The sequence below is a fragment of the Kaistella faecalis genome (genome assembly GCF_019195395.1).
Classification (GTDB): domain Bacteria; phylum Bacteroidota; class Bacteroidia; order Flavobacteriales; family Weeksellaceae; genus Kaistella; species Kaistella faecalis.
The window spans coordinates 2,589,554-2,602,657 of record NZ_CP078067.1 but is presented as its reverse complement, the minus strand read 5'-3'; the positions used below and the strand labels follow the sequence as shown (position 1 = coordinate 2,602,657).

The following is a 13,104-nucleotide window of genomic DNA, read 5'->3' as shown; positions in this document are numbered from 1 at the left end:
ACATTAAATATCGGTATGTTCATTATAGTGAACAAAGTAATTCAGGATTTTATACGAATATTTTTTAGCTTAAGGAGTTAAGGATTTAAAGGAAACTGAGAATTAACCGTCCCCAGTTTCCTCGCTTTCCTTGACTTCCTCAACTGTCAGATTTATATAATCATCCTGCCCCTCGTGATGAAGTAAACCGTCTTTCTTAAATGTAGCAATATAGCCTTCCGCGGTTTTGCCGGGAATTCCATGCTGCGCTGCCACTTCGAGATATTTCTGTCTGCTGAAGTTGCGGGGCAAGTCACCCAGGAACCTTTCCTTCCGGTTCATGCGCTTCGGTGCTTTTGTTTCCTGAGGTAGGTCACTGAATACCTTCGCGGAATGTTTTACCAGCACTTTTATCAACGCCAAAGCTGTGTTGAAATCCTTTTCCCCGCATATCATCTTTTCCTGCACCTCACCGGTTTCCATAATCCGCAATACGGAAAGTATCATGCAGATCCTGAAGGCTATGAGACCTAACCTGCGCACGGATGCCATGTAATCCAAACCCTTCAGACTGGTGTACATTTTCTGTATTTCGGTGAACTCGTGATTGAATCTGATCTGTTGCTCTGTGGTTAAAGTAAATTGTATTTCCGGCTGTTTCAGCAGCATTCCATACAAGTTGTAGAAATCGAATCCCAAATCATCAAAGTAAGCTTCCAAACCATTGTCGGTAGCAGATTCAAAAACATTCTTCCAGACCGGGCGCACATTCATCGAATAAAACATAAACCTGGAGAACAACCCATTTTCCGCACTGGGAATCAGGGCCGCGATCTGCTGGGGCGTTCCCGACAAGACTGTGGACAAACATGGATTATCGATATCCACATACTCGCGGTCTGTGCGGCGGTAATAGGAAATGGTCTCGTGGTGAAACGCCTTGCGGAATCCATCGCTGTAATTGCCATAATCGCTTTTGAAGGCCTGAGCAAGTGTATCGCCTTCGGTTTCAAATATGATCCCCCTTCCATCGCTATCTCCCAATAACTGGTAGGCACCGGTAGAGGAATTGTTTGCCGGAATGAAGAGCATTCTTTCAGGTGGTTTTGCCGGTTTCTCCGCATTCTCGTTCTTTCCTTTCTCCGCATTGTACTGCGCCATTTCCACTTCATACCGTTGCTTCAGTATTTTTGCCTGATCCCGTAATTCTTTATGGATTAGATTCACCAACTGCCTGCAGTGAATGAGCCGACCTTTTCCGGCTGAAGCCTGGGCGGTGATAAAGAGGAAAAGATTGGGGTGTACTTTCCTGCCGTCGTATATTCCGAAAAGTTTCGGAAGGCATCCACTTATTGCCGTAATGCTGCCGAGCAGTAGTATATCCCGTTCCTCATCTGAAGCGGAAACCGCGACCACTTTTTTAAGGAATTCAGGAAGCTGCGGAAACAAGGATTCGGGGAAAGTTGGAAGCTGCACCGGAAGGGACTTTGCAACCTCATCGGTAAACTCCCCGCTCATGTCGCCATTTTTCCTGCTATGGTCATTAGCGGAATCTTTAACCACTCTGTTCAGGGAAATATTGATACCGGCATTCTTTGCCCTAAAGAAAAGGGATTTCAGTGAAACGCCACTTCCGCCCGATTTTAGGCAACTGCTGAACTGTTTATTTGCTTCGCTTTCGTTGTATTTTGGATGGAACCTGCCCAGGCGAAGGAAGAAATCCCTGCCATTCTCGCCAAATTCTTCAGCCAGGGCAAAACCGATGTTCCGCCAGTCCTCATAAGTGGAAGTGAGATCTGTTCTTTTGTCTTCAATCATTTTTACCAACTCCTCCACCTCATCAAATTTTGATCCTGTTTTGGATTGCTGATGTATTGTCGTCTGCTGTTCAGGAATGTCACTGTTCAGCCATTCCTTTGGATTAAATATATTCTTTGTCTGTTTCATGTCTTGTCATTTAATTACCGGATTCAATGCTTTCACTATTTTTTATCCGGTGGTTTAAGTATTTGGGATTGATGTATGCCCCACTGTCGTGTGGAAGGAAACATGCGCGAGAAACATCCTTACCGGATTGGTCTGTTTCTACTCCATAGGTTTTCTTTAAGTAATTGGAGAGTGCCCGGAACCATTCCTGATGCGTTGCCTTCTGCAGGTCTATCGCAATGATCCATTTCAGACCATCACCGGAAGGAGAAATGAAAAGCAGTTCTGTATCGAAGTATTCATCCTCCAACAATTTCTTTCTGAATTCTTCCAGACTTTCCAGATGATCGAAATCTATACAGAGCAAACCCGAATGCTGCTTCAGATCTGTATTGCTTCTTCTGGAAAATGCTCCTGAAAAGGTTACATAATGGAAGTTTTCTGCTTTGTATTTCCGTGCTTCTTCCCTGTCACCAAGGGCCCGTAAAAATTCAGTCTGAGGTTTGAATTCAACACTTCTGATTTTATTATAGACTTCAAGTAGTGAGATATCCTTTAACGGAACTGTATTTTTCACGGGATTTCTGAAATAACTGATCGTGGGAGAAACCACTTCCGGAATCTCAACTATCTGAGCAACATCAACCTTCTTTTTATTTTTGTAGAAGGATTTCTCTTCATCCAGCCGCAGGTTCATTTCCCTGTTAATTTTATCCAACAATTCCTGACCGCTGAGTTTGAAGTACCATCCGGCAAAATCGAAAACATCACCAGGAGGAACCGCATTTTCGGAATCTGTATGCTGTGCGCATCCATCCACCACTTTAATGACCAAGGTTTCCCTATCGTCATTAAATGGATTTTTTGTGGGTTTGCAGTCCCTTCCCGAAAGGGAAAGGACCGTGTCGCCCGGATAATAACTGCGCAAAACATAAGCGTAGATATTGAGACCATAGTGTGTCTTATCTAATATTGCTTTCTGTGTAGGCTGCATGTTATTTTCTTTTGTTTCTGGAGTAATTTGTTTCCAGCATCTCTTCGATGTCGGAAACTTTATAGTAAAACTTCCCGTTGATCCTGCTGAAAGGCAGGGTTCCGTTATCACGAAGGGACTGCAGGGTGCGAACACTTATATGCAAGGTCTGCATCACCACCTGCCCGTCTATCCATTCCTCCTTCAGCTGATTCAATGAAGATTTCATCATGAAGTTCAATGCTGCTTTAATCTCTCTGACATCTTGTGTCATTGCTGCTATCTGGTCCAATTGAGTATTCATAGCTTTATTCTTCCTTTTTTAATGATGTAATCTGCTGCTCTCTGATCAATCTCTGCCTGGGAATCGGTACGGTTGCGCAGCAACCAGGTATCGAGTTCGGCTCTGCGGAAATAGATTTTCTTTCCGTTTGGCTTGTAGAATGGAATGGTTCCATTGCTTGTAAGTTTATAGAGGTGCGACTGGGAAAGTTCCAGGTATTTGCACGTCTCGTTGAAGTTCAATACTTCTCTTGTATATAGGCCCTGTGATTCTATCATTTTCTGAATCTCATCCAGGCGTTCTAATATTAAATCCATTTGTTTCTGTATTAAAAATTAACAAAGGACCTCCGGCCGAAAGTCATAATCATTTGTTGATTACTGGAGTAAAATTAGAGCGTGAATGAGCGGTTTACCGGGACAAAACACCTGGTGGAGTGGCAAGTGGCAAGTGGCGAGTGCGGAACAAAAGCAAATAAAAATCCCCTGAAGGGTCTTCAGAGGAAAATAAAAAGAAAATAAAACCAAGGTGGAAAGTGGAAAGCGGCTAAAACAAGAGTTCCACCGCCCTGTCGAGTAAATCTCCTTTTGTTTCAGGACGCTGGAGTTTTCTAATGTTCCTGTAAGCATCGGAATTGTTTTCCTTATCAACAAAACATAAGGGAACAACTTTCCACTGTTTCTGTTTCAGATCCTCCACCAGTTGGTGTTCATTATGAATCAATTTAATGAAGTATGATAACTCACTCGGCAGGCCAATCCACACTATTGGGGTAGTTACCGTTTTTCCGCTGAAGGCTCTTTTAAAATTTACTTTAGAAGTATTTTCAGCTATAAATCCATTTTTGATGAGGTTATCCCATAAATTATCCAAATTGTCTCCTTCAGTAGCTAATTTTTTATACAGGAATGATTTTGCTGGAGTTCTAATTTCAGGCTGAGTGCTTTTTACTATTACTTTTGACTGCGGATCAACTTCAATGGTCAGAAGTGTAGAAATTGGAATATGGTCGGGAATTGGCTCATCCAGCAACTGGGAATAGAAATCCGCGGGAATCAGAATATCATCGCGGTATTGTCTGAATTCTTCCTGCACTTCCAGAAATACCTTCATGTACGCGAGTTTCAGCAGCTGCATAATATAGGTATCTGATTTATGATTGACCTCTTCCGGTGCCGGGATGTAATTTTTGCCGAGATAGGTCATAGAAAAATCTTTATCCTTAATTATCCGGGCCAGATCACGGATGCTGTTTTTGAGTTTTTTCTCCAGTATGCTATTCAGCAGATAAAGAATAACACTTTCATCTTCATCACCGTGGATGTGTGCAATAATCTCAGCCGAATAGGTTGACGCGGCATTCGAAATAAGTTTATAGTAGTATTTGGTCTTGTTGTTATAAGGCCTAGGAAAATCAATAGAATAACGCAAATGAAAAGATGGAACCACCTCCTTTAATTTGGCATTCAGCGCGAAATATTTTTCATCGGATTCATTCTCTTCTAACCACGGTCTGAGATCACGGTACAGAATTTCGTCCAGGATTGGTGTACCGTTCATCATAGGTCAAGAATTATTTTGTTCGCTGCCTCCTTCTTCTTGGAGTCTATTACTTTTGCGTAAATCTGGGTGGTTTTCAGTTCCCGGTGTCCCAGGAGTTTTGAAACCGTGTAAATGTCGGTTCCGGCTGAAAGCTGCAGCGTTGCATAGGTGTGCCGTGCGCAGTGAAAAGTAATGGTCTTGGAGATTCCTGCTTTCATCATCCACTGCTGAAGTTTAAGGTTATGCCAGGCGGAGTATTTAAGTCCTTTAAAGACTCGCTCTTCGGGTTTATCCCGCTCACCCAACAAACCGTAAGCCTGCTCTGAGATTGGCAGTGTTTCGGCTCCTTTGGTCTTCTGCTGGCGAAACCGGATGTGGTACCCCATATCTTTTGAATGCTGAACTTCGGACCACAGTAATTTATTGATGTCTGACCACCGTAAGCCGGTCAATGCAGAAAAGATAAATGCTGTTTTCATCATGGGAATCTCACACTCCGCTTTTGCTGCCTGCTGCAATTCTTCCAGAGACAGGTATTCGCGTTGAGGTTCGTCCTGTTTGAAACCACTCACCGTGTCAGCAGGGTTACTCATGAGTATTCCATCTTTGACAGCCTGCTTGAGTGCTGCCCTAAATTTATTGAAATAAGAGTATTTTGAGTTTTGGGAAAGCTTCACGCCTTCAGACTTTGTTTCCACTGTTGCCAGGTAGTCGCGGAAATCTTCCACCAGTTTGCGATCAAGATCAGAAAACAACAAATCATCCTTAGCAAAAGCTCTTAGATGCTTCAGCATGCTTTTCCAGTTTCCATGGTTCCCTGAACTGTCAGCACGTTTTTCCGTAAGTCCTTCAATATAGGAAAGCAGACTTCCCTTCATCTTCTCCTGATCCTTAAAGCCATAAACTCCGTTCTGGATCTCTATCTGTCTTTGCGCCCTTACGGTTTCCGCTAACTGTAAAGTCTTTTTATTGACTTCCTTTTCCTCCTTCGTTTTAGCGTTCGGATTCAGATAAAGCTTGAGGTATTCTGTGGTTCTTTTACCTTTATGGTAGAAGTCCAAATAGAGGCTTGTCTTTCCCCCCTGGTTTCTTTCTCTTAGCGTGACTTTCATATCTGTGTGTTTTTACTTGCTCGGATGGTGTTTCTGCTGCTGTTGCTAGCAACATATTTTGTTGCTACAGCAACAATATAGAAACAAATTTAGTAAAAAAGATACAAAAAACAACTATCTAAACGAAAGATAATTTTTATAAAGTGTTGATATTTAATAGGATTGCACTGAATTGCAGGGGTAGTTATTTTCCGATACAGAATTTCGAGAATATATTTCCCAATACTTCGTCGTTGGTAAACTCTCCGGAAATTTCGCCCAGATATTCCAGCGCATTGCGCAGTTCATAGGCCAGAAGTTCAGTGGTAATTTTAGCGGTCACCGCTTCGTCTACGGCTTTTACGGCCGAAAGGGATTTCTGTAAGGCTTCGTAATGCCGCTGGTTGGTGATCACCACATTTTCATCGGTCTTCAGCTGGTCTACATAAGCGGTGAGAAGATTCTTGAGCTCATCAAGATTCTGGTTTTCTTTGGCTGAAATATTCAGCGTTTTGAGGTGGTCGATTCCTGTCAGGGTTTTAATATCTTCAAAGAGCGAATGTTCTAAAACTGAATGTTCATCAATCTTTGTAAAGCAGATGATGGTCTCCAGGTCTTCGCGTAAAAGTTCTTTCAGAATTGCGACATCCGCTGTAATATCTTTGGAAGCCACATCGATCAGATAGATCAGCACATCGGCTTTGTCTGATTTTTCCTTCGCTTTTTCCACACCTATTTTCTCAATTTCGTCGGTTGTTTCGCGCAGACCTGCAGTATCGATGAGGCGGAAGGCATTGCCTTTGATATGGATCACTTCTTCAATCGTGTCGCGCGTGGTTCCTGCGATATCGCTTACAATGGCGCGGTCTTCTTTCAGCAGCGCATTGAGCAGGGTCGATTTCCCGGCGTTCGGTTTCCCGAGAATAGCTACTGCTACTCCATTCTTCACCGCATTGCCGTACTGGAAACTTTCGATCAGCGCGTCTAATTTGTCTTCAATTTTACGGAGAAGTGCTGTTAAAGCCGTTCTGTCGGCAAACTCCACATCTTCCTCAGCAAAGTCCAGTTCCAGTTCAATGAGGGATACAAAATTAAGGAGATCAGTTCGGAGCACTGAAATTTCGTTGGTAATACCGCCTTTCAGCTGATTCAGCGCCACTTTTCGCGAAGCTTCATTTTCAGACGCGATAAGGTCGGCAATAGATTCGGCCTGAGAAAGGTCAATACGTCCGTTCATGAATGCCCGCATCGTAAATTCCCCTGCTTTGGCCATTCTTGCGCCGTTTTTCAGCATCACTTCCAGGATTTTCTTCCCGATATACGGTGAACCGTGGAAAGAAATTTCTACAGAATTTTCAGTGGTAAAAGTCTTTGGTGCCAGAAATACCGAAATCATTACTTCGTCCACGGTTTCAGCTCCGTCTTTAATGAATCCGTAATGAACGGTGTGCGATTTGGCTTTTTCGAGGTTTTTGCCTTCGAAAACTTTATTCACAATGGCTACCGCATCATCACCCGAAAGGCGGATGATCCCGAGCGCTCCAATTCCGTTGGCTGTGGCTAAAGCACAGATGGTGTCGTTGTACATGCTGCAAAAATACGGAATAATTCCTGTTTTTGGGAGCATGGAATTTGGGTGTGCTTCCACGACCCGTCCCGCTGTCCGCTTTATCTTTTTACGCAGCACCAGGAGCCGACATAAAAAGGATACCGCTTCCATCGGGGCTACAATAAAAAAAGGATCTCTTAAAAAGTTTAAAACACGGTAACAGATTCCCGAATCACCACGGACTGTTATTTTTCAGTCTTCATCCACCGGTCCCAGAATGTAAAATACAGTCCAAAATTCTTTTTCATGTTTCGGTGATGCTGATCGTGATGGGTGGCGCCAATAAAATTCCTGCGGATAAAGCCTGCCTTTCTGCCCAGCGGATAAACTTCCAACCCCGCATGATTAATGATCGCCGAGAGCGTCATTAAAAATAAAGTGATAAAAACCGCCAGCAGACTCATGGGTAAAATCATTACAATAAGCGGCAAAATAACCGCCTGTAAAACCGATTCCACCGGATGAAAGGAAAAAGAAGTGAAAGCCGTTGTTCGCACGCTTTTGTGATGAGCCATGTGGTAGCGGCGCAATACAGGCGATAGGTGCATCCACTTATGCAGCCAGTAATAATAAAAATCGTGAATAAGCAGATAGATGATCACACTCACCGGAATATACCAAATCGGATAATCGTGAAGATCGGTATAGATTTTCGTAAATCCGAGTTGATACATCAGCAGAACCACCATACCCACCACTCCGAAAATCAGGGCGCTGTAGGAGGAAAGCACCAACTCTCTTCTGATCTGTTTGCTGTGATTCAGGGGCGTGTAAAGCAGGCGATGCTTCAGGAATGTCCCGCCAAATTTTGAGACCATCCAGTGGTACGCACCCGACAGCAGTACATAGCGCAGAAACACAATCACCACCAGCAATATCAGGGAGATGATAAAGGTAAGCGGATCCGTAAAGTCAAAACCTGCGATTTTTTTCATGTATTAAATTTACGAGCGATCAGTGTCATTAAACATCTTACAAAATTACGCATAATTACTGTTTTCAAAAGCAAAGCTTCTTTGGCTTTTTCAGTAGTAGGCCCGCAAGATCTTTTCTCTTCTCGCCCAGAGCCACAAAAAAAGTGCAGAACATGCTGCACTAATAACTATTTTAGGAGGATTTAAAGCGGTTTCACCTGTTCAAGGAACCATTCTTTGATTTCGCCTTCGAGGTCGTTTTCCAGTTTTTCCTTACACCACGCGTGGTAGCTGTTGAGCCATTCTTTTTCAGGTTGGGTCAACAATTCGGTCGCGATTACATTTCTGTCGAACGGACAGATGGTTAGGGTTTCAAATTCATAGAAGGTTCCGAATTCTGTCGTTGCCGTTTCTTTTACAGCAATAAGATTTTCGTGACGGATTCCGTAATGGTTTTCCCAGTAGAAGCCGGGCTCGTTCGACACGACCATTCCCGGAATCAGCTCCTGGAAATTCATGTCTTTGCGGATGTTCTGTGGACCTTCATGTACATTCATGAAACTTCCAACACCATGGCCCGTTCCGTGGTTATAATCTTTAGCCTCGTTCCAGAGCGCAAGTCTTGCAAATGCATCGAGCTGTACCCCTCTGGTCCCTTTTGGAAATTTCACCATAGAAAGCTGGATCATTCCTTTTAATGCCAATGTACAGTTATGTTTGAAATCATCTGATACAGCACCTAAAGCCAAAGTTCTGGTGATATCTGTAGTTCCTTCCAGATACTGTCCGCCTGAATCCACAAGGATTGAGGAATCGTTGGTAACGGCTTTGCTGCCCTCTTTGGGAGCAGAGTAATGCATAATTGCCCCATTTTCGATATAACCTACGATGCTGCCGAAACTTTCACCTACAAAATTCTTGCCTTCTGCACGGAAACCTCTCAGTTTCTCTCCTATTGAATATTCCGTCATTTCTTCTTTTCCTGCCTGATGAGTAAGCCAGTAAAGGAATTTTACCATGGCCACCCCATCGCGCTGCATCACCGTTCTGAAACCTTCGAGTTCTGTGTCGTTCTTGATCGCCTTCATCAGGTTTCCCGGAACCGGTGCTTTGATAAAGGTATTAGCTGCTTTCAGCGTTTCAAAAATAGACTGGTTGCTGTTGGGAGAGATTAATATGGTTTCGTTTTCAAGATGGCCAAGCTCAGCAAAGAAATCTTCGTAAGGCATCATCTTCACTAGAGACTCATCCATCTGTTTTCTGGCATCCACATCCAGTTTTTCCAGATCTACAAACAGTTTCGCTTCATTTTTAGTCAGGATGATATATCCAAGAAATACGGGATTCGACTGTACGTCGCTGCCTCTTAAATTCAAAGTCCAGGCAACATCATCAAGGCTCGAAATAATATGAACAGAGGCCTTCAGCTCCTCCATTTTCTGGCGAATATCTGAAAGTTTCTGTGCCACCGATTTTCCGGCTCTTTCTACAGGATGTACGAATACAGGGTTTTTCTTTCCCTGCAAAGTTCTTTCTACCCAGATGTCTTTCAATAGCGGTAGATCCACCACTTTGATGTTTTTGGCTGCCAGTTTCTGTTCCAGCGCTTCCCAATTGGTATTGGAGGTGGCAAGACTGTTCACTGCCACAGTACCATTCTGGGGAATTTCTGCAATAATCCAGTCGATATAGTTGGGCGTATCTTCCGCGCCTTCTTTCATCAGATCAATACCCGAACCGTGAAGTTCTTTGGGTGCCTGTACAAAATACCGTCCGTCTGTCCACAATCCTGCCTTTTGGCCGGTAACTACCACGAAGCCCGCAGAGCCCGTGAACCCCGAAAGCCAACTGCGTTCCTGCCATTCTTCGGGCAGGTATTCGCTCATGTGCGGATCTGCTGAATAAACGATAAATGCATCAATGTTTTGTTTGGTCATAGCCTGCCGAAGCAGTGCGATTTTTTCTTTTGAAGTCATAACTTAGCTTTGATTGCATAAAATTACATAAAAATTAGCATACCCTTTTTAAAAAGATTTCCCCAACATAAGCGGAGAGAAGCACGTATGATGATCCATTAGATCCTACAAAGCAAATATCTGCCACCGTAAATGGAAATTATTTTGCAATTAGTGTGAAAAACTTAAATATTGTTATTCTTTTTGTTATAACTTTGACATAATAACACAAAAAAAACCAATATTATGAAAAAACAATTACTTTATTTATTAACGCTTATTCCCGTATTAGCATTGAGCCAGTACAACAATGGCCCACTGAGCACGGGAGCTACTTCCAAATCAGGTGTGGCTGCTCCTGCAGGCTATACATGGTCTGAAGCTCAGAACAACACCGGAAATACAACAGAATCCAATACCAACGCGGGATTTGGCTGCCAGAAAGTAGGAACTACAACCAATAATTTCTGTGCTGATGATTTTGTAATACCCGCGGGTCAGTCGTGGAGCATCACTTCGATTGCCCTCTTCGGCTATGTTACAGGATATGCGGGTTCCACTCCACCGGGAATGAAAGCGAGAGTGAAAATTATGAACGGAGCTCCTAATGTAGGTACTCCAACAGTTGTTTTCGGCGATGATACCACCGACCGTTTTGCGAGTGCGGCTGACGCAATGATGTACCGTATTTTTAATTCATCATATCCTGCCCCGGGAAGCGCCGTGGGAACTACCAGAAAAATATGGCGGGTAAATACCACAACACCGGTCACTTTATCGGCAGGCACTTACTGGATGCAGTTTCAGATGGAAGATGCTGCGTCTGTTGCTACGGTATGGACACCTCCTGTAACTACTGTCGGATTACGCGGACTGCCCACTGATAATGGGTTACAGAATACAGGATCATGGGCACCCCTACTCGATGCCGGAAACCCATCATCAGCTCCTGATTATCCGCAGGATCTGCCTTTCATCATTACCTATTCTGTATTGGGAACCGATGATGTTCTGCAGTACGACAACCGGGTAAAAGTCTATCCGAATCCTACGGCAGATTATTTTACCGTTAATCTTCCAGCGGAAAGCAACCCGAAAAAGACCACTATTTCCGTAATCGATATGTCCGGAAGGGTTGTAAAGGAATATCAGGCCGCGGACCGCTACGACGTCAGGATGCTGGCACCGGGAACGTATCAGCTTAAAATACATACCGAAGGCGTCATTAAAACTACGAAACTCATTAAAAAATAAACACTTTCCAGCCGTCCCAAAAGTGGGACGGTTTTTTTATGCCTATCTTAGTGAACAGGAGTGTTAAGAGCAGCTCACGTCCCCCCGAGGAACTCAGCAATAAAAACATCACGCTTCCCATAAAAAAGACCGCCTCAATTTAAATTGAGACGGTCGTTACTGAATCTTATTTGATAATGCTATTTTCCTGAAGCTTTCATTGCTGCTTCTTTGGCTTTAAATTCTTGGAATTTCGCTTCTTTTTTGTTTGACATGTATAAGCCTTTCAACAAAGAAACAGCGTCGATATTCTGCTGGTCGTTTTCGTACCATTTTTCAGCATACGGTAGTGCATCTGCAAGTCTTGCTCTTCTTGCTTCAATAATTTTATTGGCAGCTTCTGTTTTTCCTGCTTTTTTAGCTGCGTTATAATCATCAATCGCTTTCGCATCGTCGCCCATTGTTACATAGGTAAGATTCTGCCAGGCCTGTGCGAAATCAGGTTTTAACTCTACTGCTTTTTTGTAGGACTTCACTGCATCGGCTTCAGTTGCCGGATCTTTGCTCTGAAGAACTCCCAGGTTGTACCAGTTATTGGCATCGGTAGGATTCTTTTCGGTCTGTACTTTCAGGTTTGCAATAAACTGATCCATTTTACCGGATTTGTAATATGCCGTTCCCTGAAGTTCTGAAAGTTTTACGCTTGAAGGGAATTTCTTAAGACCTCTTTCGATCAGCGCAAGCGCATCATCGTTTCTGCCTGCTTCTACAAGCAATGCAGCATTGGTTTCAAACAGTTCTTTTTCGATGCTTGAAGAAGTTTCGGTTTTGAAATCGCTGTATTCTGAGGTTGCCCCCATCTTTTTATTGAGATCCCAGGTCACTTTATCCAAAGGTTCTACCTCACCGGATTTTTTATTCTTGGCGAAATAGGTGGTCTGGATACCGGTGTATCCTGAATCGATCAGTTGGTTGTAAACATCAATCGCTTCGTTTTTCTTGTCTGCCAAAGCATAATTCAAACCTGAATAATACAGATACTGCTGGTTATCCTGCCCGCCTGCTTTAAGCAAGTCATACACTTCCTTGAATTTAGGAGCTGCTGTTGCATAGTTTTTAGCGGTATAGGCATTCATTGCTGTTTTATTAGCGGCCTCGATAAGGGGATTAATAGTGTTCCCGATCTTTGAGGTTAAAACCGGAGTATAGGTATCTTCTTTCAGTCCCTGCACTCCTGACTGGTCTGCTGCTGCTTTGCCAACGTAGTATACTTTGTTTTTGCTGCTGTCTTTACCGGTATAAATTTTTTCTTTTCCGAGTTCGCTCATTTTAGCCAGATAAGTAGCTCCTTCAGCATTTTTACCGGATTTTAAAAGTGCCAGCCCTTTAGCATAATAATACTGCTCTAAAACAGAAGGTTCCACCAGATAGGTTTTGCCTCCCATTACTGCTTCGGCAGCAGCAACCTGCGAATTGGCAGTAGCAACATCACCTGCATCAATGGCTTTCACTGCCGCGGCGATTTCTTTTTTTTGTGCAAACGCAACAGTTGCTGAAACCAATGCGATGCTTAGAAATATTTTTTTCATTATATTAATT

At 43.3% G+C, this 13,104-nt stretch carries 11 protein-coding genes; 1 reads left to right on the top strand and 10 read right to left on the bottom strand.

All coding sequences use genetic code 11. The features are described 5' to 3' along the window. Positions 1-102: 102 nt before the first annotated feature. From KTV93_RS12195 to KTV93_RS12155, 9 genes are all read right to left on the bottom strand, one after another. Complete coding sequence (locus KTV93_RS12195) at positions 103-1,926, bottom strand: DUF3987 domain-containing protein (RefSeq protein ID WP_218249237.1); 1,824 nt, start codon at positions 1,924-1,926, stop codon at positions 103-105. 10 nt (positions 1,927-1,936) lie between these two features. After that, entirely contained in the window at positions 1,937-2,899 is a 963-nt protein-coding gene (locus tag KTV93_RS12190; protein WP_218249236.1) for a BT4734/BF3469 family protein, read from the bottom strand. A gap of 1 nt (position 2,900) precedes the next feature. Continuing rightward, complete coding sequence (locus KTV93_RS12185) at positions 2,901-3,182, bottom strand: helix-turn-helix domain-containing protein (protein ID WP_218249235.1); 282 nt, start codon at positions 3,180-3,182, stop codon at positions 2,901-2,903. Continuing rightward, on the bottom strand, positions 3,179-3,478 hold the full coding sequence (locus KTV93_RS12180) for a helix-turn-helix domain-containing protein (RefSeq protein ID WP_218249234.1): 300 nt from the start codon (positions 3,476-3,478) through the stop codon (positions 3,179-3,181). Before KTV93_RS12180 ends, KTV93_RS12185 begins: the two co-directional genes overlap by 4 nt. A 229-nt stretch (positions 3,479-3,707) precedes the next feature. Beyond that, positions 3,708-4,724 carry a DUF6617 family protein gene (locus tag KTV93_RS12175; protein WP_218249233.1) on the bottom strand — a complete coding sequence of 339 codons (1,017 nt, stop codon included), beginning with the start codon at positions 4,722-4,724 and terminating at the stop codon, positions 3,708-3,710. After that, on the bottom strand, positions 4,721-5,815 hold the full coding sequence (locus KTV93_RS12170; RefSeq protein ID WP_218249232.1) for a site-specific integrase: 1,095 nt from the start codon (positions 5,813-5,815) through the stop codon (positions 4,721-4,723). The genes KTV93_RS12175 and KTV93_RS12170 overlap by 4 nt, the downstream gene beginning before the upstream one ends. 184 nt (positions 5,816-5,999) lie before the next feature. Then, positions 6,000-7,382, bottom strand: coding sequence for a tRNA uridine-5-carboxymethylaminomethyl(34) synthesis GTPase MnmE (gene mnmE, locus KTV93_RS12165; protein ID WP_218250546.1), 1,383 nt, complete (start codon positions 7,380-7,382; stop codon positions 6,000-6,002). A 206-nt stretch (positions 7,383-7,588) separates the two neighbouring features. Beyond that, complete coding sequence (locus KTV93_RS12160) at positions 7,589-8,338, bottom strand: sterol desaturase family protein (RefSeq protein ID WP_218249231.1); 750 nt, start codon at positions 8,336-8,338, stop codon at positions 7,589-7,591. Positions 8,339-8,520: 182 nt separating this feature from the next. After that, complete coding sequence (locus KTV93_RS12155) at positions 8,521-10,293, bottom strand: aminopeptidase P family protein (RefSeq protein WP_218249230.1); 1,773 nt, start codon at positions 10,291-10,293, stop codon at positions 8,521-8,523. 225 nt (positions 10,294-10,518) lie between these two features. Between KTV93_RS12155 and KTV93_RS12150 the strand changes: the two genes are divergently transcribed. Then, a complete protein-coding gene (locus tag KTV93_RS12150) occupies positions 10,519-11,526 on the top strand; it encodes a T9SS type A sorting domain-containing protein (protein WP_218249229.1) in 1,008 nt (335 codons plus the stop codon). Between the two features lie 179 nt (positions 11,527-11,705). On the opposite strand, the gene KTV93_RS12145 is transcribed toward KTV93_RS12150, so the two are convergent. Further along, on the bottom strand, positions 11,706-13,094 hold the full coding sequence (locus KTV93_RS12145) for a tetratricopeptide repeat protein (protein ID WP_218249228.1): 1,389 nt from the start codon (positions 13,092-13,094) through the stop codon (positions 11,706-11,708). Positions 13,095-13,104: the final 10 nt, after the last annotated feature.